Genomic DNA, 26,991 nt, shown 5'->3' with positions numbered 1-26,991 from the left:
AAACCCGGAGGGCGCCTCACGGTTTATCGATCTGCCGCCAGACGTGGACGAACCGCTGAAGAGCGGTGTAGTGTCCGAGGATGCCGAATATGACGAGGAGCCACCCGAGGTAGTTCAGGCCGTAGATCTCCCCCGGTATCAGGACCGTGAGCGCCCCGGCGATGATGATCAGCACCAGGCGGTCCGCCCGGCCGAGGATGCCCCCGTAGAACCTGCCGACCCCGACAGCCTGCGCCTGGGTGCCGAGGTAGGAGGACATCAGGACCCCGGTCAGGGCAAAGACACCGATCGGCCAGGGGGCGGCGCCGCCCGCGAATATGCCGGTGATGATGAAGATGTCCGCATACCGGTCGATGACGTGGTCGAGGAAGTCCCCGCGGCGTCCGGCGATCCCGAGGTCCCGGGCAAGGGCTCCGTCGAGCGCGTCGAAGACGGCGTTGAACGCGACCATGACGGTGCCGAGCACGACTCCCCCGGCGTAATAAGCGAGCCCTGCGAGCGCCGATACGAAGAGCGATGCGATGGAGAGCCCGTTCGGCGTGACCCCGATCTTTCGCATCAGGTTCACCACGGGCTGCATGATACCCTGCACCTGCGGTCGGAACTGGTCGAGGGTCATCTGCCGGGCTCCAGGTAGCAGGTCCAGTCGATGGACCCGTAGGACGGCGGCAGTTCTCCCCGGATGAACCGTTCGATCCGGTCCGCGCACTCGTCGGCGGAGAGACCGGTCGTATCGAGTTCAAAGACATGCTCGTCCGGGTGGCCTTCGAGCGTCTCGATCAGGATGACATCGAGCGCCTCCGCCTCGACGTTCTCCGCGACCTTCGCGCTGGGGTAGTTCCGCGGGCTGAGGCGTGCCGCGAGGACGTCCGGGCGGCACCGGAGCACCACCACCCGGTCGCAGGGGAGGAGGTGCGCGAGGTGGCCCTCGACGATCCCGTCGACGGGCGTAAACTCCTCCACCCACCGGTCGACGTCCACCACCATGGTTTCGCGGCAGCGGTCCTCCTCGATGATGTAGGGCCGCACCGTATCGGTCAGGTGAACGACCCGGTGACCGCGCCGCTCGAGTTCAGCCGCGATGGACGTCTTTCCGGTTCCCGGCGTGCCGGTGATGCCGATCATCATAGGTTCTTCGCCGCCTCCAGGAATCGTTCGTTCTCCCAGTCTTCGCCGATGCTGACCCGGATGTAGTGGTCGCCGAGCCCCGGGAAACTGGTGCAGGACCGCACCAGAACGCCCTGCGCCGCGAGGTGGTCCACTGCCTCGTCACCAGTGTGGGGGGCGACGTCGATCATGACAAAGTTTGCGTCCGAGGGATACGCCGCAAACGGTATCTCTTCGATGAACCGCCGCCGCCACCGCCGGACATGGTCGCGGGTCCTCTGCACCCGGTCGGGGTCGGCGAGCGCCCCGGCCGCTGCTGCGATCGAGACCGAGTTCAGGGCAAACGGCGTCGCCGCCCTCAGGTAGAATGGCTCGAGCCACGCCGGGACAAAGGCGTAACCGACCCGGAACCCCGCGAGGGCGAAGATCTTCGACATCGTCCGCCCGAGGATGAGGTTCTCGTGCCGCCGCATCAGGGGCCGGTAGTCGATATCCGAGAAGTCGACGTAGGCGTTGTCGAGGAAGAGCAGCCCTTCCACCCCGTCAAGGATCTCCTCGACCGTCTCGATGGGGACCGAGTTTCCCGTGGGGTTGTTCGGGGAGCAGAGGAAGGCGAGTTTTGCTCCCCGGGAGGCCTCGATGAAGGCTGCCGGGTCGACCGAGAAGTCCTCCCTCCGGGGGACGCTCACGACCCGTGCGCCATGCGCCGTGGCCGCGATCCCGTAGAAGGAGAAGGTGGGGGTCGAGACGACCACTGCCTCACCGGGCTCGACGACCGTCCGGATCACCGTCTCGATGACACCGTCCATCCCGGCGCCGGTCACGAACCGGTAGTCGCCGTGATAGCGGCGGAGGGCTTCGACCAGCACCGATGCCCGTTCGTCCGGGTAGCGGTTCCCCTCCCGGAGAGCGGCCGCCGCCGCCTCAAGCGCGGCGGGCGATGGGGGGCAGGGGTTCTCATTGGACGCGAGACGGGCTATCCGGTCGATGCCGTGCTCGCGCGCGACGTCCTCCGCCTTCTTCGCGTAGGAGTACCCCGTCGCGCCCGCGTAGCACGCTCTAATCAAGTGCCGCATCGATGACACCGACAGCCGTATCGATCTCCTCGTCCGTGATCACCAGCGGCGGAATCAACCGGAGGTTGCCGTCGGCGGCACAGTTGACGAGCACGCCGTTCTCGGCGCAGATACGCTGGACCTCCGGACACCGGTCCCCGACCGAGATGCCGATCATCAGGCCGCGGCCCCGCGGGTTGTGACGAGCGAGACCCTTCATGAACCGTTCGCCCTTTGCCGGGATGCCGGGGAGGATCTTCTCGATGACCCCGATCGTCGCGAGCGCCGTAGCGCAGGCGAGCGGACCGCCGGCAAACGTGCTGCCGTGCTCGCTCCTGTCAAACTCGAGCCCCTCGCGGGCGACGAGCGCGCCGATCGGAAATCCGCTCGCAAGCCCTTTTGCGAGCGTGACGATGTCGGGGGTGACACCGGTGTGCTGGATGGCAAGCCACTTCCCGGTCCGGCCCATCCCGGTCTGCACCTCATCGACGATCATCAGTGCGCCGGCATCGTCGCAGATCTCCCGGATGCCCCGGAAGAAGGTCTCGGGCGGTATCAGGACGCCTGCTTCGCCCTGGATCGGCTCGACGAAGACCCCGGCGGTATCCTTATCGATGGCCGCGGCGAGCGCATCGAGGTCGCCGTAGTCGACGAATGTACAGGCGGGTTCGAGCGGCTCAAACGGCTCCCGGATCGTGGGCTTGTGGGTGACCGCAAGCGACCCGCAGGTCCTGCCGTGGAACCCGTGGGTGAACGCGACGAACTTCTTCCTTCCCGTCCGAACGCGGGCGAGTTTGATCGCCCCCTCGTTTGCCTCCGCGCCGGAGTTCGAGAGGAACGCCTTTGCAAGGCCCGTGGTCGCGACGAGTCTCTCCGCGAGTTCCGCCTGGTTCGGGACGTAGTAGAGGTTCGAGCAGTGGATCAGCCGACGGGCCTGGTCGCAGATCGCCTCGACCACCTCCGGGTGGCAGTGGCCGGTGCTGCAGACCGCAATACCGGCCACGCAGTCGATATACTCCTTTCCCTGGTCGTCCCAGACGCGTGACCCCGCGCCGCGGACGATCTTCATCGTCCGGGAAAACGCGGGCATGTAGTAGCGAGCATCAAGCTCCCGTGAATCTTTTGCCATGATCAGGTTGCGGGCGTCAAACACCCGCGATTGTTCTTCCATAGTCTCCTCACTCGTACTCGATCGTCGCCGGGGGTTTCGGGGTGACGTCGTAGACCACCCGGGAGACGCCGGGGATCTCGGCGGTGATCCGGGACGCCATCCCGGTGAGAGTCTCATAAGGCAGGAGCAGGGGTTCGGCGGTCATGCCGTCCCGCGACTGAACTGCCCGGACAGCGACGATCCAGCCGTGGAGCCTGATGTCGCCCTTCACCCCGGTCCCGAGACCGATGAGCGCCGCAAAGCACTGCCAGGGGCGGAACTTCTCCACCAGGCACTCCTCGGCGATGGCGTTTGCTTCCCGGACGATCGCTATCTTCTCTCTCGTCACCTCGCCGATCACCCTGACGGCAAGCCCCGGCCCGGGGAAGGGCATCCGGTGCTGGATCTCCGCCGGGAGCCCGAGCCCACCGGCGACCTCGCGGACCTCGTCCTTGTAGAGGTCGGCAATCGGCTCGATGACGCCTTTGAACTTGATATCGAGAGGCATGCCGCCGACGTTGTGGTGGCTCTTGATGCCCCCCTCGCTCTCGATGCGGTCGGGGTAGATCGTCCCCTGCAGGAGCATCGTTGCTCCCGTCCGCTTCGCCTCGCGCTCGAAGATACGGACGAACTTCTCGCCGATGGCTTTGCGTTTCTCCTCGGGATCGGTGATGCCTTCGAGCGCCGCGAAGAACTCGTCCGCGGCATCCACGACCTTGAGGTTTGTGTCGGCGAAGAGCGACCGGATGCGTTCGGTCTCTCCCTTGCGCATGAGGCCGGTATCCACGTATATCGGGACGAGGGCATCTCCTATGGCGCGGGAGGCGAGAGCCGCGCAGACCGACGAGTCCACGCCGCCGGAGAGCGCCATCACGACCTTTTCTCCACCTGCAGTCTGCCGTATCTGCCGGACTGCCTCATCGATGAATCTTTCAACGTTTACCATGCTGTGTCACCGTGTCTGGTCCTGGGATGAGGATTTATTCTTTTTGCATGCCTCTACAAACCCGATGTAGGGCGGAGAGGGGTTGGTCGGGCTTGATTTGAACTCGGGGTGGAACTGTGTCGCAAGGTAGAAGGGGTGGCCCGGGAGTTCGCAGACCTCCATCCGCTCGCCGCAGGACCCCGAGAAGACGAGGCCGGCGTCTTCGAGGTCGCCGATGAACGCCGGGTTTACCTCGTAGCGGTGCCGGTGCCGCTCCACGATCTCCGTCCTGCCGTAGAGGGCGGTCACCTTTGTCCCTTCTTTGAGCTCGATGGTGCAGTCGCCGAGGCGCATCGTGCCGCCGAGGTCGGCGACGCCCTCCTGCTCGGGGAGGATGGCGATGACGTGCGTCCCCGCCCCCATCTCTTCGCTCGTGGCATCGTTGATCCCGAGGACGTGGCGCGCATACTCGATCACCGAGAGCTGGAAGCCGAGGCAGAGGCCGAGGTAGGGAACCCGGTTCTCGCGAGCATACCGGATCGCCCGGATCTTGCCCTCGACGCCGCGCTGGCCGAATCCTCCCGGGACCAGGATGCCGTCGACGTCAGCGAGGTCCTGCAGGTCGAAGGTCTCCGCATCCAGCCAGCGTATGTTCACCTCGGTGGAGAGCGCTCTTCCGGCGTGCTTGAGCGACTCCTTGATGGAGATGTAGACATCCTCGATCCCGTACTTGCTGACGATGGCGATCGTCGCCCGGTTCGTGTACTCCTGCGAGACCAGCCGGTACCACGCGGGATCCGGCTCCCGGTTCTCGAGAGCAAGGTAGTTGCAGACGCCTTCTGCAATCCCTTCCTTCTCCAGTTCCACCGGGATCTGGTAGATGTCGGGGACATCCTTTGCGGAGACCACGGCCTTGACCGGGACGTCGGTGAAGGTGGATATCTTGCTCTTCGTCTGCGGGGTGATCACCTCGCGGCTCCTCACCACGATGATGTCGGGCTGCAGCCCGAGCTCCCGGAGCGCCTTGACCGAGTGCTGCGTGGGTTTGGTCTTGAAGTCGCCCATGGTGTCCATCGGGACCAGGGTGACGTGGACCAGGATCATATCCTCCGGCGCGAGTTCGCCGTGCATCTGCCGGACCGCTTCGAGGAACGGCATGCTCTCGATGTCACCGACCGTGCCGCCGACCTCCACCATGCAGACCTCAGCCTTTCTGTCGCCGTTGACCGGCTCCTCGGCTGCACGGCGGATGCAGTGCTTGATCTCGTCGGTGATGTGGGGGATGATCTGGACGGTCGCGCCGAGGAAATCCCCGCGCCGTTCCTTCTCGATGACGTTCCGGTAGACCTTCCCGGTCGTGATGTTATGGATCGACTTGAGGCTGATGTTCAGGAACCGCTCGTAGTTGCCGAGGTCGAGATCGACCTCGCCGCCGTCGGCAAGGACGAAGACCTCACCGTGCTGGGCGGGGTTCATGGTGCCGGCGTCGATGTTCAGGTACGGGTCGATCTTGACCGCCGTCACCTCATAGCCGCGATTTTTCAGGAGGCGACCGATGGATGCGGTGGTGATGCCCTTCCCGAGCCCGCTCATGACGCCGCCGGTTACAACAATATACTTCAAACTCTCGTTCCCCTCCGATGGTCCGGAATCACTACGTAATATATGTGATCTCTCGCTTGAGAATGTATTGTTCCGGGCGCCTCCGGAAGATCCCTGCCGGTGAAACGGGGGATTTCGCCGGCTCCGTGCCGTCCTGCCGTTAACTTATGACCGCATACGACGTCGATGTCCGGGTGAGAAGCGTATCGTCCGCCGCGCTCCGGACCTCACCGTCCGCAAACGCCACCCGGCGCCCTTTCCGGATGACTCTCCCGGTAGCGACGAGCGTCCCGGTATTGACGCCTTTTATGAAACTGGTGTGCTCGTCAATCGTGGCGATCCGCTCCTCCTCACCAAGGAGCGTGTAGAGCGCAAGCGCGATCGCCTCGTCTGCGAGCGCTACATAGACCCCGCCCTGGAGCCATCCGGCACCGTTCAGCATATCCGGCCGGACCTCCATCGTGAGGCGGGCGCGCCCGTCGCCGAACTCGTTCACTTCTATCCCCATCATGGTGAAGAAGGGGTTTGCGTCCCTCCCGATCCGTTTGAGTTCCTCTAAGTAGCCCACGTGACCACGCTCAATCCTGGTGAGGGTTTGGGGTCGGCCGGGATAAGTATTATGGGTGATTCTCCCGGGGCGGCGGCGCTCAGGCCTCACTTCCGGAGGGCGCGGGTGTGCCTGATGGCATCATACACCGCGTAGAACCCGAGGATAACCGCAAAGACGTAGCCCACGGTTGCAAGGATCGAGACGTATCCCGGGATCGGGAGATCGGCCACCCGGAGGATCAGCGAAGAGCCTACGACGATTGCAGCGATCACCAGCCCGATGATGATCTTGTCGCTCGTCCGGTCGATGACGCCGACGATCGCGATGAGGTCGCGGTTCTCGAGTTCGATCGTGACGGTGCCCTCCGAGAGGGTCTTTAAGGTCTCGTTCACGTTCCCCGGGATGGCAAGCAGGTTCTCCGTCGCGCTCACCAGGGACCGCACCGCACCCGTCACGTTATCGGAGGAGAGCCGCTGCTGTGCAGCGATCTCCGTCAGGTAGGGCCGGATCTGCTGCTCGAAGTTGAACGACGGATCGAGCCGGGTGCCGATGTCCAGCACCATGACGATCACCTTCATCATGAGCATCAGGGTGGACGGCACCCGGATGTGGTACCTGCGGAGGGCGTCGGTCAGATTCTGGATCGTTGTCGCAAAGTTCACCTGCTCGATCTTCGTCTCCCGGTAGTCGAGCAGGACCACGTAGAGGTCATCTTTCAGGGCATCGAGGATCTTCGGGTTGATCTCGACATCAAGCCTCCGAAACGCCGCGATCATCCCGGATACATCCATCTGGGTCATGGCGAGGAGGAGGTCGACGAAGGCGCGCCTCTTCTCCGGGCGGAGGACGCCGACGAGGCCGAAGTCGAGGAAGATGATCTCGCCCCGGTCGGTCACCAGAAGGTTCCCCGGGTGCGGGTCCCCGTGAAAGAACCCGTCGACGAAGATCTGCTGGACGTAGGCGGAAAAACCGATCTCGGCGATCTCTTGCGGGAAGAGGCCACGTCTCCGGAGGGCATCCACGTCGTCGATCCGGACCCCTTCGACAAACTCCATGGCAAGGAGGTAGGGGCCGGAGATCTGCCAGTAGATCGCGGGGATCTTCACGCACGGGACGTCGCTCAGGTTCCGTTTGAGGCGCTCCGCGTTCAGCCCGTCCTGGGTGAAGTCCAGTTCGCGCCGGATCTGGGCCGAGAACTCATCGAGCATACCCCGCAGGTTGTATACTCGCAGATCCGGGAAGACCGACTCCATCCGTGGCACGAGCGACTGCAGGATCTGGAGATCGGTCTCTATCAGATCCCGGATTCCCGGGCGCTGCACCTTGAGGGCGACGACGCGGCCGTCTCTCGTCACCGCACGATGGACCTGCGAGAGGGAGGCCGCCGCAACCGGCTCCGCTTCGATGATATCGAAGCACTCCTCGAGGTTTGGGCAGTATCTCATGATCTCCGGCCGGATCTCGACGAACGGGACCGGGGAGACGTGGTCCTGGAGTTTCTGCAACTCCTCGATGAGTTCGGGCGGAAAGAGCTCCCGGCGGGTGCTCATGATCTGGCCGAACTTCACATAGGTGGGCCCCAGCTCCTCGATAGCAAGGTGGATCCGCTCGTAGACCGATAGCTCCACTTCCGGTGGTCTGCGGAGTGCTTTGAGCCGCTTGCCCCCGGGGATAACCTCCTCGACGAGGATTCCAAAACCGTACTTGACCAGCACGTCCGCCATCTGCCGGTAGCGCTGAAGCCGGGTGACCATTGGGGGTGAATCAGCACTCCCTCTACTTAAGGGGTTGGGGCCCTCATCCCCGGGAGGGAGACCGACCCCGGGCGAGAGCCTTCCAGGGGTAGGGGACGGCGATGAAGAGCGGGATGGCAAGAGCGATCGCGACCGGGATCGTCATGAGGCCGAGCGTGAGCGTGGTCATATCGGCGATCCACCCGGTGGCCGCAACCCCCATCCCGCCGACGCCGACCGCGAGGCCGAGCATCAGGCCGGAGACGAGCCCGACGTTTCCCGGCGCTATCTCGTGGGCCATCGCGACGGTGACGGCGAAGGTCGACCAGAGGATGAACCCGAAGACCATCAGCGCAACGATCGAGACGATGCCGCTCGAGGTGAGGAATACAAAGAACGGTGGGACGGCGGCAACAAGCCCGATGAGCGTGTATTCTTTCCGGCCGTAGCGGTCGGAGAGGATCCCGCCGGCGAGTTGTCCCACGACCCCGGCGATCAGCATGCCCGAGACGAGCAGGTTCGCGGTCACGAGGTCGATCCCCCGCAGGGTGAGGAAGGTGGGGAGGTAGGCGACCGAACCGAAGATCGCCCACGCCCGGAGGCCCGATGCCACGACCAGGAGGGCGATCGCCCGGTAGGCGGGCCGCTCCGTCCGGGCAGGCGCCGCCGGGACGGCGGCACGGTCGGGGGCGGGCAGGATGCGCCGGAGCACCACCGCCATCACGATGCCGGGGATGACCAGGATGACGAGGCCGGCAAGGCCCATGAGCCCGACCACGATCCCGGCGCAGATGGGGCCGATCGCGTAGCCCAGGTTGCCGCCGATGACGAAGTAAGAGGTGAGCCGCCCGCGGTTCGCGTCCTTGACCAGGCGGCTGACGGTGCCGAGCGCGCTCGGATGAAAGAAGGCGTGCCCCAGCGCCGCGATGGCGACGGATGCAAGGACAAGGGCGTAACTGTCCAGAAGGCCGACGATGGATATGAAGATCGCGCTCAGAAGCACGCTCGTGCTGATATGGAAGGCAAACCCCCGGGTATCGAAGACCCAGCCGACGAGCGGCTGCACCATCGATGACGTGAGGTTGTAGACCGTGACGATCAGTCCCGCGAGGAAGAACGAGTAGCCCTGATCGGCGATGAGGAGCGGCAGGATCGCGGGCAGCACTGGTGAGTAGAGGTCGGTCACCAGGTGGGCTGCGGAGAGTCCCCAGACGGATTTTGTATTGGTGGTCACGGTCTTCAGATCCGGCGTAAATGTAGGATCTCTACCGTGATATCCACTCGCTCTCTCCGGTGGTGGGCAAACGTCCGCTTCATCGGGAACGCGCACCGGACCACCTCTTCGATCTCCGCCCGGCCTTCCGTGTAGGAGGCGACGAACGGGGCCGAGCCCTCGTTGAAGATGCCGTAGACCTCGCCCGCGATCTCGAGCGCAAGGTCGATGAACGGCCGGTCGGCGTGCGCCTTCTGCGCCCCGAACGGCGGGTTCATCACGACGGTGTCGCATAATAAGGCGGCCCGATCGAGGTCGGGGCTCCGGACGTCGGCGACGAGGAACTCTACCGAGACCCCGAGGGTCTCCGTGTTCCGCCGGGCGACGTCTATTGCGGCCGGGTCGATCTCCACCCCGGTCACGGCGGAGGCCCCGAGGAGCGCCGCCCCGCAGGCGAGGATCCCGGTCCCGCACCCGAGGTCGCAGACCCGACGGTCCTCGATCGCCCCCTGCATCGCGGCGTGGTGGAGGAGCCGGGCCGCGACCGGGGCCGGCGTCTGGTACTGTTCGAGCCGGGCAGTCGGCCGCTCGAAGCCCTCGAGCCGTTCGAGTTGCATCTCCAGTTGCCGCAGGTTCATGGGGAGAGGTACTCGTCGATGGTATAGTCGTCCCAGGCCCGGACCCCGCAGAGGATCTCGAACTCCGGCGGCGTCAGCACCGGGACCGGGAACCGGATCTGGTCGTCGTAGGCGAGCCGGGGACAGGCGGTGTTCACGTAGGCGGCAAAGCCGAGGTCGAGCATCTCGGCTGGCGAGACCTCCCGCATCGCGACCAGGACCGCCTTATCGGAGAGGGCGACGAGCCTTCGCGCGAGATCCATCCGCCGCTGCCCGCTCTTTGTGCTGACGATGATCCCGAAGTTCGCGGCGCCTTCCGCCTTCGCCATCACCGCGGCGCGGCGGCGGACCAGGCGGTCGGCGTCGACCTCCTCTACCTCGCGGGTGTAGGGGTCGAGCGCCACGACCCGTGCCCGGGTGGCGAGCCGGATACCGATGGGGTGAAAGACCCCGGTCCCGACGAAGAGGACCTCGTCCGCCCCCGTCGCCCGTGCGGCGGCGAAGTTGCAGCCGAGGACCTGCCCCGCGAGCGGGGTGCGCCCGTCACCGGTAGCGACGACCGCCTCGATTCCGTGGTCGCCAAGATAGGCCGCCATCGCATCGATCAGGTGGACGTGCTGGACGGTCGTGACGAGGCCGACCCGGCGGGAGCGGAGGAGCGGGAGGGCCGCCTCGAGCACCTCGACGTCGAAGTCGAACCAGACCGGCTCGTAGATTACGTCCGGCCGTTCCTCGACCGGTGCGTGGCCGAAGTGGACCAGGACGTCCGCGAACCCGAGGGCATCGAGCGCGAGGTCGCAGCCCCCGTAGCAGGGGTCGCCGCTGACGATCACCTCAAACCCCTCGCTGCGGAGGGCGGCGGCCGTCCCCGGGGCCTGCCGTGCGAGCCCGGCGGGGAACTGGAGGGCGACCGATCGCGCCCCGCGAGCGCGGAGTTTCTCGACGATATCAGCAACCGGTATCAACGACACGCACCCGGTCTTCATCGACCTCGATCCTGACCAGGGTCCTGATCGGCCTCCCGATCTCCGCATCACCCCGCCCGATGACCACGCAGATGTCGGCGATCTCGGCACCGGTGCTCTCTATCGCGCTGATCAGGGCGCGCATGGTCCCCCCGGTGCTGCAGACGTCGTCGATGATGACGACCCGGTCGCCCGCCTCGACGCCGTTTAAGTAGAGTTCTCCCTTTGAGTAGCCCGTGGTCTGGTGGACCGCGACCTCCCCGGGCAGGCCGTAGGAGCGCTTTCTGACGACCACCAGCGGGATATCGGTCATCATCGAGAGGGCGACGCCGATATGGATGCCCATCGCCTCACAGACGACGATCTTGTCGACCCCGGCGAAGTCGAGGCACCGCACCATGGCGCACCCGATCTCGCGGAGGAGCGCGGGTTCAAGGAGCGGCACCCCGTCGGTGATCGGGTGGATGAAGTAGTTGTACTCTCCCCGCTTCACGATAGGAGCGGTCTCCAGTGATTGAATCAGTCGTTCAAGCATTGCGATCACTCATGTCTTTTAAAAACGCCTCGATCACATCGCGGGTGACGTGGGGCATGCAGACGATCCGCATATGCCCTGCCCGGGTTCTCGAGACCCGCCAGCCGGGCGGCACACGGTCGCAGGAGAACGTCGCCACGTTGACGTCCGGGGTCACGGCCCGCGGACAGCCGAACGTCTCCATCCCCTCGATCAGCCTTCGCATGTTCTCCATACACCCGGCGACCACGGCCCGCATGCCGTCCATCCCCAGGTACTCGAGGACGGCGACGGCGGCGGCCACCGACGCCCCCGGCCGGGTGCCGGCCAGGGTGCACTCCCGCTTCACCGTCAGGTAGGGCGTCTCGACGTTGAGGCACGAGAAGCACGCCGGGTCCCGGGTGAGGAGGCAGCCTGCCGGGATGGTGCTCATCCCCATCTTGTGAGGGTCCACAGAGATGGAGTCGACGCCGGGGAGCCGGAAGTCGAACGGGACTGGCCGGTCCAGGAACGGGACGACCATCCCGCCGAACGCGGCATCGATGTGGAGGAAGACGTCCCGTTCCTCGGCAGCATCGGAGAGAGCGGCGATGGGGTCGATCATCCCGTACTCCGTCGTCCCGACGATGCCGACGAGGCAGACGGTGTTTCTGTCGATGAGATCGCCCGCCGCCTCCGCGTCCATCCGGAACTCCGCGTCGAGCGGTGCCGTCCGCATCTCAAGGTCCAGAATGTCGCAGGCCTTCTGGAACGAGAAGTGGCCGGAGGCGGGGACCACGACGTTCGGCGACGTCACCGGTTTCTGCTTCTTTGCGATCCGGAACGCCTGGATGTTCGACTCCGTCCCGCCGGAGGTGGCGTAGCCGCCTGCACCGGGATGGTGCATCAGGGTGCCGAGCCGCTCGACGAGGAGCTCCTCAAGCGCAGCCGTCCCCGGGAAGAGCCCCGGGTCTCCGAGGTTGGTCTCGAGGAACATGGCATGCGCCCGTGCCGCGACCGGATGGGGCGGCGTGCACATCGAACTTAAGATGTTCCGGTACCCGAGGTCCTCCTGTCGCTTTGACAGGAGGAAGGAGAAGAGGTCTTCCTCAGGGCATCCCACTTCACGCATTTCTTCTCGCCGCATCAAGAAGGATCTGCCGCTCTTTCCGCGCAACGGCCTCCCGGATCCGCGGAATCGCGTCGATGTTTGCGGAGACGCTGCTGATGCCGTGCTCGACAAGCCAGGTCACCATCTTCGGGTCGGAGCCGGCCTGGCCGCATATGGAGCACTCGACACCGTGCGCCCGGCAGGTCTGGATCGCGTAGTCGATCAGCCTGAGCACGGCGGGGTGCTCGGGCTCGTACATGTCGGCGACGTTCTCGTTGTTCCGGTCGATGGCGAGCGTGTACTGGATCAGGTCGTTCGTCCCGAAGGACGCGAACCGGATCCCGGCCTTGATGAAGTCCTCGACCAGGATGGCGCTGCTCGGGATCTCGATCATGACGCCGAGGGTCGCCGTCTCCACGTCGACCCCCCACTCCGCCATCATCGCCCGGGCCTTGATGAACTCCCGGGGGTGGTTGACCATCGGGAACATCACGCCTAGGTTGTCGTAGCCTGCGGCCCAGAGCCGCTTGAACGCTTCAACCTGCAGGCGGAACTGGCCGGGGCTCTGGAGGTCGCGGCGGATGCCGCGCCAGCCGAGCATCGGGTTGTGCTCAAGCGGCTCGTCCTCACCGCCCTCCATATTCCGGAACTCGTCGGTCGGGGCATCGAGCGTCCTGACCCAGACGGGCTTGCCCGGGAATGCGTCGAGGACCGTCTTGATGCCGGTGTAGAGTTCGGCGATGAACGTCTCCTCCTCGTCGTGCTCGATGTACCAGCCGGGGGTCTTTGAGAGGCCGAGGATGAGGTGCTCGATCCGCAGAAGGCCGACACCGTCCGCTCCGGTGGCGGCGGCACGCTGTGCGGCCTCGGGGAGGGAGACGTTCACCTTGACGAGGGTGCCGGTGATCACCGGGGCGGGCGCTGCCGCCGTCACGGCTGCCGGTGCCGCCGCCGTGGGCGCCTCGACCGCTCCCTCGTAGATGGTGCCCTTCTCTCCGTCGACGGTGACGATCTGCCCGTCGTTCAGGATCTTCGTTGCCTTCTTGGTCCCGACGACCGCAGGCGTCCCGAGTTCCCTGCTCACGATGGCCGCGTGGCAGGTCATGCCGCCTTCGTCGGTGATGATGGCGCTGACCCGCCGCATCGCCGGCACCATGTCGGGGTTGGTCATCTTCGTGACCAGGATGTCGCCGTCCTTGACGGCGCTTGTCTCCTTGACGTCCCGCACGATCACGACACGGCCGCTCGCGATGCCGGGGGAGGCGCCCTGGCCTTCCAGCAGCACCACGCCGAGGGGGGTATTCTTCTGCTGTCCCGCGGCCTCTGCACCGGCACGGGGGATCTCCGGCCGCCGGATCGTCGTGATGGGCCGGGACTGGAGGATGAAGACGTCGTCCCCCACGATGGCCCACTCGATATCCTGCGGGATGCCGTAGTGGTCCTCGGCGATCTTACCGAGCATGGCAAGGCGCGCCACTTCCGCATCGGTGAGGACCGGGGCGGTGCGCTCTTTTGCGGAGAGCTCGACGATCTTCGTCCCGTGCTTGCCCTCCGGTACAATCATGATCTCCTTCTCGGCGATCAGGCGGTCGACCACCCGCTCGGAGCGCAGGTCGAAGACGTAGTTGTCGGGAGAGACGCTCCCTGAGACGACGGCTTCCCCGAGGCCCCAGGACCCCTCGACGATGGTCAGCGGCTCGCCGGTGACCGGGTGGGAGGTGAACATGACGCCGGACTTCTCCGACCGGATGAGTTCCTGTACGACGACGGCGATGTTCACGCTCCGGTCGTCGAACCCCTGCTTTGCCCGGTAGTAGATGGCCCGCGCGCCATACAGCGAGGCCCAGCACCGCTGGACGGCATCGAGAAGGGCATCGTCACCGAGAATATTGAGAAACGTCTCCTGCTGGCCGGCGAAACTGGCTTCAGGCAGGTCTTCGGCGGTGGCACTCGACCGGACGGCGACGACCGTTCCGTTCGCCCCCATCCGGGCGTATGCATCGACGACCTCCGCTTTGATATGGTCGGGGATGCCGACGGCGAGGACGAGGTCCTGCACGTCCCTGGAGACCGACTCCAGTGCTCCGTTGTCATCAACATCCAGGCGTTCCAGCCTGCGGAAGAGGGTATCTTCGATTCCGGTTTCAACGAGGAACTTGCGGAACGCCTGGGCGGTCACCACAAACGCCTTCGGCACAGGAAGGCCGATGGCGGTCATCTCCCCCAGTGACGCTCCTTTTCCCCCTACGGATATGATATCTTCCTTCTTTATTTCTTCGAGCCACAATACGTTGGGCATTTCCTTCATGCACGCACCACACATATACTTCTCACCATTACATAAAAGATTTCGGAGGAAAAAGCATCAATACATATTATGTCGAATGAGATATGGGTTGAACTGTGAAATATAGAGTGCTGGTCAGCGACCCGCTGGCAGAAGAAGGGATCGACATCCTGAAGGGATTTGCCGATGTGGATGTCAATACCGGGCTAACCGAGGATCAACTCGTTGCGGTTATCGGGGGCTACGATGCCCTGCTGGTGCGTTCGGGGACCGAGGTTACGGCGCGTGTCATCGACGCGGGAGAAAAACTCAAGTTCATCGGCCGGGCAGGCGCCGGGGTCGACAATATCGATACCGAGGCGGCGACGCGCAGGGGCATCGTCGTCGCGAACGCTCCGGAAGGAAACACCCTCGCGGCCACGGAGCACACGATGGCAATGATGCTCTCGCTTGCGCGCAATATCCCCCAGGCGACTGCATCGCTCAAGAAGGGCGAGTGGAAGCGTTCTAAGTTCATGGGCGTCGAGCTCAACGACAAGGTCCTCGGGATCATGGGATTCGGGCGTATCGGGCGCGAGGTGGCAAAGCGTGCACAGGCTATGGAGATGAAGTGCATCGCCTACGACCCGTTCATCAGCAGTGAGCGGGCGGCAACCCTCGGCGTGGAGATGGTGCCGATGGAGGAGCTCTTCCGGAGGGCGGACGTCATCACCGTCCACACGCCGCTGATCAAGGAGACCCGTCACGTCATCAACGCACGGAGCATCGCCACGATGCGAGACGGCGTCCGGCTGATCAACTGCGCCCGGGGCGGGATCATCGACGAGCAGGCGCTTGCGGACGCGATTGCGAGCGGCAAGGTCGCCGGGGCGGCGCTGGACGTCTTTGAGAGCGAACCGCCAACGGACTCCCCGGTCCTCGGGCTGGACCAGGTGATCGTGACGCCGCACCTCGGGGCAAGCACGGTCGAGGCACAGCAGAACGTCGCGATATCGGTCGCGAACCAGTGCATCAGCGTTCTCTCGGGTGGCGCGGCGAAGTATGTGGTGAACGCTCCGATGATCCCCGCGGAGCAGCAGGCAGTCGTCGAGCCCTACGCGGTCCTCGCGCAGAAGATGGGGAGCCTCCTCATCCAGCTCATCGAAGGGAGGCTTGCCTCGATCACGATCACCTACGGGGGCGAGGCAGCGGCGCTCCCGAACACGAAGTTCATCACCCGCGTCATCCTGAAGGGGATGCTCGACCCGATCCTGCAGGCGCCGGTCAACTTCGTGAACGCGGAATTCGTGGCCAAGGAGCGCGGTATCCGGCTGAGCGAGACCACCACCGAGGAGGCGCAGGGCTTCCGGAACATCATCAGCATCACCGCAAAGACCGATAAGATGACCGAGTCGGTGAGCGGGAGTGTCTCGGCCCCGGACCATGCGCGGATCGTGAGCATCGGCGGCTACATGACCGACCTGACCCCGACGGGCCACGTGGTCATCTCCCGCCACATCGACAAACCGGGCGTCATCGGCAAGGCCGCGACGATCCTCGGCCGGGCGAACGTGAACATCGCCGGGATGCAGGTGGGGCGCTTCAAGCCCGGCCAGGAGGCGCTGATGGTCCTCACGGTCGACTCCGCGGTGCCGGCCGATGCGATGGAAGAGATCAAGAAGATCGACGGGATCCACACGGCGAAGCACGCCGAGATCTGATCGGTCCGATCATCACCCCTTTTTGCCGGCCCCTGATGAGGCGGAGCCTGCACGGGGAGAGGAATTAATTTATACCCGAAGCTCCAACCTTATTAGGCAGGCACGGGCTCGTGGTCTAGCTGGTTATGACGTCGCCTTGACATGGCGGAGGTCTCGAGTTCGAATCTCGACGAGCCCATTACTGTTTTTGAAACAATTGGTTTTTTGAAGTTATTTTTCTGGAGTTACATCGCCTGAACGGGCCGTGAAACTCGGGAGTTTTTGCTGGTATCGTACGGTCGCTCTGGTCTCTTTCGGGGCAGGATGCCCGGTCTCTTGCTTCTCTGCCCGGAGCTGTACCTGTAGCCGGTGCGTGTTTTTCGTACGGTTTCTACCCATTCCATGCCCGTGCCCGTCGGAGGAGAGGGCGTGCGGGCTGCCGGGGTGTGCTCGCGAGGAGGGAGTGAGATGTACTTTCGGTGCTTGAATGCGTAGCCAGGACGAGGTGATTGGGTGGGAAGCACCTTCCTGGAGGCTGCGACTCTGGTACTCCGGGTGATGCCTGTATACGTGCAGATCTCTCAAGTTGTACATCCGTGAGGGTGTGACATCTTCATCGTCACACCCTGATGATACGGTATACATCGCGTCGTGAACGATAGGGAATAGAGTATGATTTCAACCCACACACCCGTCGAGGGTGTGACATTTGCAACCTATACTTAGTCGCACTACTTGAAGAATTTCAACCCTATACCGCATCTTCTTGGCGACAAGATTTTTCACCTCACCACCCGTGAGGAAGGGGTGGGGGTGCGACACAGTCCCGCGGGGGTCAGCAGATAACTAGCATTTTGATCCACATACCTGTGAAAGGGTGCGACGGCTTACCCTCAACTTCGTCCCGCCAGTACTCCCGATTTCAATCCACGCACCCGTGAAGGGTGCGACGACCGGGATGATCTCCCGCCAGTTCGTGTAGCGGTTATTTCAATCCACGCACCCGTGAAGGGTGCGACGATCACCTCCGACGACCAAAAGACTGTATCCCGTCTATTTCAATCCACGCACCCGTGAAGGGTGCGACCCATGTGGCGCCGGTTGGCGCTGATTTGGGAAACCTATTTCAATCCACGCACCCGTGAAGGGTGCGACGTAATGGTTATGATATTGCTGGGTATTATGAGGTTATTTCAATCCACGCACCCGTGAAGGGTGCGACCATCCTTATGTTCATCCTGGGATACATGATTCTGAGATTTCAATCCACGCACCCGTGAAGGGTGCGACCACCCGGTCAGGGTTCAGGGGATCGCTCACGTCATTTCAATCCACGCACCCGTGAAGGGTGCGACCTGCTCGGCTACTCCTGGAACGCGGAGTCATCGGCATTTCAATCCACGCACCCGTGAAGGGTGCGACCAGAAACGTGTCGCGAAAGAGGCGCGGGACCGGATTTCAATCCACGCACCCGTGAAGGGTGCGACGAGGTCCGGCGGGCCGTGCACGCCGCCCTCCGGATATTTCAATCCACGCACCCGTGAAGGGTGCGACTCTTCGGCGTCGCAGAGGATCTCGTTGATGAGGTAATTTCAATCCACGCACCCGTGAAGGGTGCGACGGCAGCCGATGACGTCGTCCTGGTCGGGTTCACATTTCAATCCACGCACCCGTGAAGGGTGCGACGGTGGCGAACGATATCCTCGGCAAGCAGGTCCAATTTCAATCCACGCACCCGTGAAGGGTGCGACGCCGGCGCCGGAGCGGCACCCTCCAGGACCTCGTATTTCAATCCACGCACCCGTGAAGGGTGCGACGGGACCGGGCCGAGCGGATCACCGGCATGGAGCGATTTCAATCCACGCACCCGTGAAGGGTGCGACGGCGCGACGAAGCAGCCGATCGTCATCCGGCCGAAATTTCAATCCACGCACCCGTGAAGGGTGCGACGGTTGATCTCCTCATCCGCGCTATCCTGGGTTTTATATTTCAATCCACGCACCCGTGAAGGGTGCGACCGAAGATCGAAGGGAAGGATCTCAAACGGATACGATTTCAATCCACGCACCCGTGAAGGGTGCGACGGCTGCTCCCCGGAGCAGTTTATGCTCATGCTGATTTCAATCCACGCACCCGTGAAGGGTGCGACGCCACGAAGGGATATGTGGATGCCGAGGTCGCAGGATTTCAATCCACGCACCCGTGAAGGGTGCGACCTTTTCCGGGTGATCCCCCATGGCCGACCTACCTATTTCAATCCACGCACCCGTGAAGGGTGCGACGAGGTAGGTCCTGACGGCGTCCTGGATGGCCAGATTTCAATCCACGCACCCGTGAAGGGTGCGACGCCTGCAGAGCGTAATTCTCGCTGATGTAGGTCCTATTTCAATCCACGCACCCGTGAAGGGTGCGACGCTGATGCTCTTCAACAAGGCCGGCGAAGAGCGATTTCAATCCACGCACCCGTGAAGGGTGCGACCGCCGACGGACCGGTTCGAGGCGGTGCTCTCGGTATTTCAATCCACGCACCCGTGAAGGGTGCGACAGCCACCTCCGCAGGCTCCGCCTCGTCCAGAAGATATTTCAATCCACGCACCCGTGAAGGGTGCGACGCGCCGGCGGGACCTACCTCATCATGCAGCAGGCATTTCAATCCACGCACCCGTGAAGGGTGCGACGGTGTAGTGCTCCCACCGCTGCACCGTGACGTCGATATTTCAATCCACGCACCCGTGAAGGGTGCGACAATCGACGCGACCGGGACTAAAGTTGTGACAAAAGATTTCAATCCACGCACCCGTGAAGGGTGCGACCAAGGGTCAGCGACCCGACGTCATCATCATGTCCATTTCAATCCACGCACCCGTGAAGGGTGCGACCGCCCTGCCCCTGACTCGGATCCATGCCTGTCACGATTTCAATCCACGCACCCGTGAAGGGTGCGACATGCCTGGAGACTGGGACCCGTCAAAGTGCTCCCTATTTCAATCCACGCACCCGTGAAGGGTGCGACCTTATTTGCTGCCCCGGATTGCGGTTCACCGTGGTGAATTTCAATCCACGCACCCGTGAAGGGTGCGACGGATCTACGGGGTCCAGCGGCACCGCTACGTCCTATTTCAATCCACGCACCCGTGAAGGGTGCGACTCCGCCGGCACCCTCCGCTGCGAGTTCGACTGCCGATTTCAATCCACGCACCCGTGAAGGGTGCGACCAGACCCCGGCGACCCGCTGGGGCCTCAAGACCGGATTTCAATCCACGCACCCGTGAAGGGTGCGACCCTGCTGCGCGAGGACCTTATCTATCTCCTGGCATTTCAATCCACGCACCCGTGAAGGGTGCGACATCGGCCCGGCACTCGTCGCCGAGGATGCTCCCCCGATTTCAATCCACGCACCCGTGAAGGGTGCGACCCCCTGGTCGCCAGCGAGACCGGAGCAGTCTGCCCATTTCAATCCACGCACCCGTGAAGGGTGCGACCCCGGCGCAGGCGATCTTGCACCAGCTGGGGCGATTTCAATCCACGCACCCGTGAAGGGTGCGACCGCGATCTGGTACAGCAGGGTTGCCGCATACTGATTTCAATCCACGCACCCGTGAAGGGTGCGACAGACCGGCTCGACGCCATCTTAACTCAATTAGAATTTCAATCCACGCACCCGTGAAGGGTGCGACGTCATACGCCCCCCCGTGCCACAACGTACAACATATTTCAATCCACGCACCCGTGAAGGGTGCGACGCGCTCCAGGATGATCTGCATCGGGGCATACTGATTTCAATCCACGCACCCGTGAAGGGTGCGACGATCCGGACAGTCATGCTGGCCAACATCGGACCCGATTTCAATCCACGCACCCGTGAAGGGTGCGACGCCGCACCACGGTCCCGCTCCTCGAGCTCATTGCATTTCAATCCACGCACCCGTGAAGGGTGCGACACCCAACCCAGCCCACCAGCCTCTTCAAGGGCAGATTTCAATCCACGCACCCGTGAAGGGTGCGACGGTCCGTGCGGCGATCTGCCAGTCCCCCTTTGTATTTCAATCCACGCACCCGTGAAGGGTGCGACGGGTCAACCCCGCCCGCAAGCCCGGTTGCCGCGTTGATATTTCAATCCACGCACCCGTGAAGGGTGCGACCTTGTCGTCCCGGGACCTCGACGGTTCCGCACGATTTCAATCCACGCACCCGTGAAGGGTGCGACTACCTCGCCCGCCGTCAACCCGAGTGCCGCGTAATTTCAATCCACGCACCCGTGAAGGGTGCGACGATTTTCTCCGGGACGCCCTCGGTCTGCTCCCAGTTATTTCAATCCACGCACCCGTGAAGGGTGCGACGGTGGACAAGTTCCAGGCGTGCCAGCCGCTCGCCTCATTTCAATCCACGCACCCGTGAAGGGTGCGACTGCTGAAGGCCTCGATGCAGACGGCATGGAAAAATTTCAATCCACGCACCCGTGAAGGGTGCGACCATCAATCGCGACCGGCCCGCCCAACGGGACAGTATTTCAATCCACGCACCCGTGAAGGGTGCGACCTCCCTTACCTCATGCAGCACCACGGGCAGGATCCATTTCAATCCACGCACCCGTGAAGGGTGCGACGGACGGGAACGGGATGTGGTCAGTCTCTGCGCCATTTCAATCCACGCACCCGTGAAGGGTGCGACCAGGCGGATCGTCTCCTTGAGCGAGACCGGGCAATTTCAATCCACGCACCCGTGAAGGGTGCGACTACTTCCACGTAAACAAGAGGTAACAAATAGGGCAATTTCAATCCACGCACCCGTGAAGGGTGCGACTATCTTGATCTGTACCGCAACCTTCCCCTCTTTCTCATTTCAATCCACGCACCCGTGAAGGGTGCGACGAAAGTTCAGTTGTTTTCTCAACCACGTATGGGTTATTTCAATCCACGCACCCGTGAAGGGTGCGACCGAGACCCGCGCACTTCTCTGCGATGCTGATGGTATTTCAATCCACGCACCCGTGAAGGGTGCGACTGCTCTTAACCATCACACAGATGATTACAAGTATATTTCAATCCACGCACCCGTGAAGGGTGCGACCTACAGTCACCGGATGTAGCGCGGCGAATAGCAGAATTTCAATCCACGCACCCGTGAAGGGTGCGACCGCTACTTGGTGGTTATAATTGTCATGTTTGTGGATTTCAATCCACGCACCCGTGAAGGGTGCGACATTGCCTACCAGAGCGTGATTCTCGATACGTCCATTATTTCAATCCACGCACCCGTGAAGGGTGCGACTCCATTTTCTCTATCTCCTCTCCCCTGCGGGGAATTTCAATCCACGCACCCGTGAAGGGTGCGACACGAGATCGTGGAACGGGATGTTTGAGCCGCGCTTATTTCAATCCACGCACCCGTGAAGGGTGCGACAACTTCATTGTCGCGCACATCACTGGATTTAAACGTATTTCAATCCACGCACCCGTGAAGGGTGCGACTCTATGACTACGGCACAAGCGATTGGTCCGATTGATTTCAATCCACGCACCCGTGAAGGGTGCGACCTTAATCCCTTTCGGGAAAAATCCTCCATTGGATTATTTCAATCCACGCACCCGTGAAGGGTGCGACAAATTCTCTATGAAATTAAGCAGCATTTGATGGAATTTCAATCCACGCACCCGTGAAGGGTGCGACGCACAATCCAGATGGTTGAAATCGAAATTAAAAGCATTTCAATCCACGCACCCGTGAAGGGTGCGACGTCGCCGCCAAGTGCATAACCAATAAATCCACCAAATTTCAATCCACGCACCCGTGAAGGGTGCGACCAACATATCGTAGTGGTGATGAGTACAACAAATTTAATTTCAATCCACGCACCCGTGAAGGGTGCGACGAGATTGTCGATTTCCTCATCAGCGCTGGAATTATATTTCAATCCACGCACCCGTGAAGGGTGCGACTGTCGCAGTGAGGTGTAACTGATAGTAGTTAGTAATTTCAATCCACGCACCCGTGAAGGGTGCGACCATTGAAGATGCCGTTAACATCTCCCTTCATAAACATTTCAATCCACGCACCCGTGAAGGGTGCGACCATGCACTTAAGCAGTTGATTTACTACCTACCCATTATTTCAATCCACGCACCCGTGAAGGGTGCGACCTTTAATAAAACTCTCTTCCTACAAGGTAGGAAGATTTCAATCCACGCACCCGTGAAGGGTGCGACTGTTACCATTGAGGTTGCCCCTGATGAGGTAATATTTCAATCCACGCACCCGTGAAGGGTGCGACCGTAGTATCGTTTACAGATGATCAACCTTTCCCTATTTCAATCCACGCACCCGTGAAGGGTGCGACAGGATCATCCTGGTTATGATGTAGGGGTGTATCCCATTTCAATCCACGCACCCGTGAAGGGTGCGACCGTCGATCACCACCTTCACCGATTTGCCCGCCCACTCATTTCAATCCACGCACCCGTGAAGGGTGCGACGTATACCATACTCTCACGCTCCTCCGTCTGCAAACATTTCAATCCACGCACCCGTGAAGGGTGCGACAGTCTTGCCAATAGTTGTCATGTTCATGCCTCACTATTTCAATCCACGCACCCGTGAAGGGTGCGACCGTCGCGGTCTTCGCATCACCGGCATACCATTTCGCATTTCAATCCACGCACCCGTGAAGGGTGCGACGAGGAGAGATCCATGACTGCAACTGACGATATTGTATTTCAATCCACGCACCCGTGAAGGGTGCGACCGAGAGTGCCAATCTGCACCCCGTTGCAGTACACCTATTTCAATCCACGCACCCGTGAAGGGTGCGACCGGAGTAGATACTCTCGATATACGGCCACACCCACTCATTTCAATCCACGCACCCGTGAAGGGTGCGACTTTAATAAAACTCTCTTCCTACCTTGTAGGAAGATTTCAATCCACGCACCCGTGAAGGGTGCGACGGACGAAGCAGACGGATTGACCACCGATGCACAATTTCAATCCACGCACCCGTGAAGGGTGCGACGGTTTGGTAACGTTGATGTGGTAGAAAGTAACTGATTTCAATCCACGCACCCGTGAAGGGTGCGACGCTAACCTCGTTTGCCTGATCGTAGGTCCACTGCTATTTCAATCCACGCACCCGTGAAGGGTGCGACAAGAAGAATCCCGATGATATCACGGTAGTCTTTATTTCAATCCACGCACCCGTGAAGGGTGCGACCTCTCCGGCAGTCATACCAGATTCCATTGCCTTTGTATTTCAATCCACGCACCCGTGAAGGGTGCGACCAGCACCGTAAATACTCGACATGCCGCCAAGAATTATTTCAATCCACGCACCCGTGAAGGGTGCGACATACTATCCATACCGCGCTGACCGTGTAAAGAAATTTCAATCCACGCACCCGTGAAGGGTGCGACTTAATCCCTTTCGGGATAAATCCTTCAGTGGATTATTTCAATCCACGCACCCGTGAAGGGTGCGACAACTATCAAGGGGTTTGTGATGATTTCAGGGATATTTCAATCCACGCACCCGTGAAGGGTGCGACGCTTAAAATTGATGCTGACGAGGATAAGATTATGATTTCAATCCACGCACCCGTGAAGGGTGCGACCCCGTTGGTAACATCCTATGTTCTTTGATTATTTATTTCAATCCACGCACCCGTGAAGGGTGCGACTCAAGGGCGTCGGCACCTTTAACTCTCGCAGTGTATTTCAATCCACGCACCCGTGAAGGGTGCGACTGTATTTTAACGCATACACTAAGTCTTCAGCGTCAAGATTTCAATCCACGCACCCGTGAAGGGTGCGACAGGATCTGTGCGTTGGTGATGTAATTGAGCGTGATATTTCAATCCACGCACCCGTGAAGGGTGCGACTGAATTAGATCAGTTACTTACCACGAATATTCTTATTTCAATCCACGCACCCGTGAAGGGTGCGACATCACCATAATCACGTTCATTGAGAATCATTTCTCATTTCAATCCACGCACCCGTGAAGGGTGCGACTCGAGGCCGGCGGCACAGTCCTCGGAGTCATCGCCGAATTTCAATCCACGCACCCGTGAAGGGTGCGACAATATGTTGCCGAGATGTACGAGGACCCCGACCCCAAATTTCAATCCACGCACCCGTGAAGGGTGCGACCTGGATGCCACTGTTCTTACACCAGTGTGCCGGGAATTTCAATCCACGCACCCGTGAAGGGTGCGACGCTCCAGGCCGAGGTGCAGTATGCCGCCCAAGTCATTTCAATCCACGCACCCGTGAAGGGTGCGACGTACGAGGCAACCCTCCGATACGGCTCCCCCTCCGAATTTCAATCCACGCACCCGTGAAGGGTGCGACGGAAAGGGTCAGACAGTGCCGTCGCTCAGATGATCGCATTTCAATCCACGCACCCGTGAAGGGTGCGACGAGGCAATGTCCCTCGCGTGGAGCACGGGATCAATTTCAATCCACGCACCCGTGAAGGGTGCGACACCTCGCAGAGCGCAAAGGTGTTCCACTGGTCCCGATTTCAATCCACGCACCCGTGAAGGGTGCGACGTGTCGATCCCCTCATAGGTGAGCGTTGCCCCCACCTATTTCAATCCACGCACCCGTGAAGGGTGCGACCAGGATCGAGATCGTCGGGAGCGTGTCGAGCTCCGTATTTCAATCCACGCACCCGTGAAGGGTGCGACCCACCGCGCCGCCATCCTGTCATTTGCGACGATATCATTTCAATCCACGCACCCGTGAAGGGTGCGACCTCCCGCGACCGGGCCATGCTCGCCGTGCTCTATATTTCAATCCACGCACCCGTGAAGGGTGCGACCTCGTCCCGGACCACTTTGTCGGCGCCGGAACTCGCATTTCAATCCACGCACCCGTGAAGGGTGCGACGCTCGCGCTGCTCCGGCAGGACTACCGATGGCAATTTCAATCCACGCACCCGTGAAGGGTGCGACTCTTTAATTTAAGGTGAAATCATGGCAGTAAAAAAACAATTTCAATCCACGCACCCGTGAAGGGTGCGACGACACGCAAGGTCGCGCAGGCCGTATTGACCGGCATTTCAATCCACGCACCCGTGAAGGGTGCGACGGGGAGTTAGGGTTAGCCATCACTCCTCTACCACATTTCAATCCACGCACCCGTGAAGGGTGCGACAGGGGTTCCTTCACGCAGAAATGGCGAGATCCGAATTTCAATCCACGCACCCGTGAAGGGTGCGACATCCTCGGCTAGATTGACCGTAATTCGCATATACAGATTTCAATCCACGCACCCGTGAAGGGTGCGACTATGCATATGGTTTCCATACTCATCTACGAGTTCAAATTTCAATCCACGCACCCGTGAAGGGTGCGACTTATTCGTCCTATTTCTGTTCCTCTTACACCAAAATTTCAATCCACGCACCCGTGAAGGGTGCGACTTTGTAGGTTTTTACCCCTTTTTGTGCTTTTTTGTAATTTCAATCCACGCACCCGTGAAGGGTGCGACTACAATTAGTTTTACGCTTATCTATAAAAGGTTTTTATTTCAATCCACGCACCCGTGAAGGGTGCGACGTTTCTCTAATTTCTCATAGAGATATCTAAGAGATTTCAATCCACGCACCCGTGAAGGGTGCGACTTACTGTCTCATCACCGGGATAGTGGATTAGTGGAAATTTCAATCCACGCACCCGTGAAGGGTGCGACATACCATACATGCTCTCCATGATTTCATTAGCGGAATTTCAATCCACGCACCCGTGAAGGGTGCGACCTTATGAACGAGACTAAAGATAGGTTCAATACCCATTTCAATCCACGCACCCGTGAAGGGTGCGACTATCGCCGAGGGCGAGGGCGCCGGGAAATACGACATATTTCAATCCACGCACCCGTGAAGGGTGCGACGGCGCCGGGGCATGTGCAGGAGTGGACTGCCGAAATTTCAATCCACGCACCCGTGAAGGGTGCGACCGTTCGACGCGCTCGTCTCCCGGTCGCCCAAGTGGGATTTCAATCCACGCACCCGTGAAGGGTGCGACGGTGATCCACGATCTCGCGGTTCGTGCGGGGGTATTTCAATCCACGCACCCGTGAAGGGTGCGACGGTGTTTCAAATTCATTGACTACTTCTTTTGTTTATTTCAATCCACGCACCCGTGAAGGGTGCGACGTTCCGGTGGACTTATTCTTCAGGGTTAATTGGTATTTCAATCCACGCACCCGTGAAGGGTGCGACTGTTCCAAATCTCATTTGTATCCACATGCCAACGGAAATTTCAATCCACGCACCCGTGAAGGGTGCGACTGCATCTGCAAGTTTCTCTATGTCCTGGTCACTACATTTCAATCCACGCACCCGTGAAGGGTGCGACGTACGAGTATGATCGGCACATCAAGCGACCTATTATTTCAATCCACGCACCCGTGAAGGGTGCGACCGCAAAACAATCCGCATCAACACCCCCCCACTGTTACAGAGGAATGGCCGATCCGAATCTATTGATATTCAATCGGCGGAGA

Annotated in this window: 15 protein-coding genes, 1 tRNA gene and 1 CRISPR repeat array; of the genes, 2 read left to right on the top strand and 14 right to left on the bottom strand. The window is 61.1% G+C overall.

Annotated elements, in window-relative coordinates:
* Nucleotides 1-16: 16 nt before the first annotated feature.
* The 14 genes from V6K60_RS01625 to ppsA form a co-directional block, all read right to left on the bottom strand.
* The gene (locus V6K60_RS01625) at nt 17-619 is read right to left on the bottom strand and encodes a CDP-alcohol phosphatidyltransferase family protein (protein WP_332448766.1); all 603 of its coding nucleotides are present in this window, start codon (nt 617-619) and stop codon (nt 17-19) included.
* A complete protein-coding gene (locus V6K60_RS01620; RefSeq protein ID WP_332448765.1) occupies nt 616-1,128 on the bottom strand; it encodes an adenylate kinase family protein in 513 nt (170 codons plus the stop codon). The genes V6K60_RS01625 and V6K60_RS01620 overlap by 4 nt, the downstream gene beginning before the upstream one ends.
* The gene (hisC, locus tag V6K60_RS01615; protein WP_332448764.1) at nt 1,125-2,183 is read right to left on the bottom strand and encodes a histidinol-phosphate transaminase; all 1,059 of its coding nucleotides are present in this window, start codon (nt 2,181-2,183) and stop codon (nt 1,125-1,127) included. The genes V6K60_RS01620 and hisC overlap by 4 nt, the downstream gene beginning before the upstream one ends.
* On the bottom strand, nt 2,167-3,291 hold the full coding sequence (locus V6K60_RS01610; protein WP_332448993.1) for an aspartate aminotransferase family protein: 1,125 nt from the start codon (nt 3,289-3,291) through the stop codon (nt 2,167-2,169). The genes hisC and V6K60_RS01610 overlap by 17 nt, the downstream gene beginning before the upstream one ends.
* Before the next feature lie 49 nt (nt 3,292-3,340).
* Nucleotides 3,341-4,258: a glutamine-hydrolyzing GMP synthase gene (gene guaA, locus V6K60_RS01605; protein WP_332448763.1), complete on the bottom strand. Its 918-nt coding sequence runs from the start codon at nt 4,256-4,258 to the stop codon at nt 3,341-3,343.
* Nucleotides 4,259-4,264: 6 nt separating this feature from the next.
* Nucleotides 4,265-5,860: a CTP synthase gene (locus tag V6K60_RS01600; protein ID WP_332448762.1), complete on the bottom strand. Its 1,596-nt coding sequence runs from the start codon at nt 5,858-5,860 to the stop codon at nt 4,265-4,267.
* 139 nt (nt 5,861-5,999) lie between these two features.
* Nucleotides 6,000-6,407: a PaaI family thioesterase gene (locus tag V6K60_RS01595; protein ID WP_332448761.1), complete on the bottom strand. Its 408-nt coding sequence runs from the start codon at nt 6,405-6,407 to the stop codon at nt 6,000-6,002.
* 86 nt (nt 6,408-6,493) lie between these two features.
* A complete protein-coding gene (locus tag V6K60_RS01590; RefSeq protein ID WP_332448760.1) occupies nt 6,494-8,143 on the bottom strand; it encodes an ABC1 kinase family protein in 1,650 nt (549 codons plus the stop codon).
* A 43-nt stretch (nt 8,144-8,186) separates the two neighbouring features.
* Nucleotides 8,187-9,356 carry an MFS transporter gene (locus V6K60_RS01585; RefSeq protein ID WP_332448759.1) on the bottom strand — a complete coding sequence of 390 codons (1,170 nt, stop codon included), beginning with the start codon at nt 9,354-9,356 and terminating at the stop codon, nt 8,187-8,189.
* 5 nt (nt 9,357-9,361) lie between these two features.
* A complete protein-coding gene (locus V6K60_RS01580; RefSeq protein ID WP_332448758.1) occupies nt 9,362-9,973 on the bottom strand; it encodes an METTL5 family protein in 612 nt (203 codons plus the stop codon).
* Complete coding sequence (gene dph2 / locus V6K60_RS01575; protein ID WP_332448757.1) at nt 9,970-10,938, bottom strand: diphthamide biosynthesis enzyme Dph2; 969 nt, start codon at nt 10,936-10,938, stop codon at nt 9,970-9,972. The genes V6K60_RS01580 and dph2 overlap by 4 nt, the downstream gene beginning before the upstream one ends.
* Complete coding sequence (gene hpt / locus V6K60_RS01570; RefSeq protein WP_332448756.1) at nt 10,901-11,452, bottom strand: hypoxanthine/guanine phosphoribosyltransferase; 552 nt, start codon at nt 11,450-11,452, stop codon at nt 10,901-10,903. The genes dph2 and hpt overlap by 38 nt, the downstream gene beginning before the upstream one ends.
* On the bottom strand, nt 11,445-12,542 hold the full coding sequence (gene mfnA / locus V6K60_RS01565) for a tyrosine decarboxylase MfnA (protein ID WP_332448755.1): 1,098 nt from the start codon (nt 12,540-12,542) through the stop codon (nt 11,445-11,447). The genes hpt and mfnA overlap by 8 nt, the downstream gene beginning before the upstream one ends.
* Complete coding sequence (ppsA, locus tag V6K60_RS01560) at nt 12,535-14,829, bottom strand: phosphoenolpyruvate synthase (protein WP_332448754.1); 2,295 nt, start codon at nt 14,827-14,829, stop codon at nt 12,535-12,537. The genes mfnA and ppsA overlap by 8 nt, the downstream gene beginning before the upstream one ends.
* A gap of 95 nt (nt 14,830-14,924) precedes the next feature.
* Here ppsA and serA point away from each other — a divergent pair, with 95 nt between their 5' ends.
* Together serA and V6K60_RS01550 are read left to right on the top strand one after the other, a co-directional pair.
* Nucleotides 14,925-16,508 carry a phosphoglycerate dehydrogenase gene (gene serA, locus V6K60_RS01555; protein WP_332448753.1) on the top strand — a complete coding sequence of 528 codons (1,584 nt, stop codon included), beginning with the start codon at nt 14,925-14,927 and terminating at the stop codon, nt 16,506-16,508.
* 104 nt (nt 16,509-16,612) lie between these two features.
* A tRNA-Val gene (locus V6K60_RS01550) sits at nt 16,613-16,686 on the top strand.
* Nucleotides 16,687-17,406: 720 nt separating this feature from the next.
* Nucleotides 17,407-26,909: a CRISPR direct-repeat array (repeat unit 32 nt; unit sequence ATTTCAATCCACGCACCCGTGAAGGGTGCGAC).
* Nucleotides 26,910-26,991: the final 82 nt, after the last annotated feature.

This window comes from Methanoculleus sp. (assembly GCF_036677455.1).
In the GTDB taxonomy this organism is placed as follows: domain Archaea; phylum Halobacteriota; class Methanomicrobia; order Methanomicrobiales; family Methanoculleaceae; genus Methanoculleus.
The sequence above is the reverse complement of the archived record's forward strand: the minus strand, read 5'-3'. Positions and strand labels throughout refer to the sequence as shown.

What these genes read in the sequence shown, in the direction of transcription:
- V6K60_RS01580 (WP_332448758.1), bottom strand. Translation starts at nt 9,973, where the DNA reads ATGAACCTGCGGCAACTGGAGATGCAACTCGAACGGCTCGAGGGCTTC.
- hpt (WP_332448756.1), bottom strand. Translation starts at nt 11,452, where the DNA reads ATGCTTGAACGACTGATTCAATCACTGGAGACCGCTCCTATCGTGAAG.
- mfnA (WP_332448755.1), bottom strand. Translation starts at nt 12,542, where the DNA reads ATGCGTGAAGTGGGATGCCCTGAGGAAGACCTCTTCTCCTTCCTCCTG.
- ppsA (WP_332448754.1), bottom strand. Translation starts at nt 14,829, where the DNA reads ATGAAGGAAATGCCCAACGTATTGTGGCTCGAAGAAATAAAGAAGGAA.
- hisC (WP_332448764.1), bottom strand. Translation starts at nt 2,183, where the DNA reads ATGCGGCACTTGATTAGAGCGTGCTACGCGGGCGCGACGGGGTACTCC.
- V6K60_RS01625 (WP_332448766.1), bottom strand. Translation starts at nt 619, where the DNA reads ATGACCCTCGACCAGTTCCGACCGCAGGTGCAGGGTATCATGCAGCCC.
- V6K60_RS01610 (WP_332448993.1), bottom strand. Translation starts at nt 3,291, where the DNA reads ATGGCAAAAGATTCACGGGAGCTTGATGCTCGCTACTACATGCCCGCG.
- dph2 (WP_332448757.1), bottom strand. Translation starts at nt 10,938, where the DNA reads ATGAAGACCGGGTGCGTGTCGTTGATACCGGTTGCTGATATCGTCGAG.
- V6K60_RS01590 (WP_332448760.1), bottom strand. Translation starts at nt 8,143, where the DNA reads ATGGTCACCCGGCTTCAGCGCTACCGGCAGATGGCGGACGTGCTGGTC.
- guaA (WP_332448763.1), bottom strand. Translation starts at nt 4,258, where the DNA reads ATGGTAAACGTTGAAAGATTCATCGATGAGGCAGTCCGGCAGATACGG.
- V6K60_RS01620 (WP_332448765.1), bottom strand. Translation starts at nt 1,128, where the DNA reads ATGATGATCGGCATCACCGGCACGCCGGGAACCGGAAAGACGTCCATC.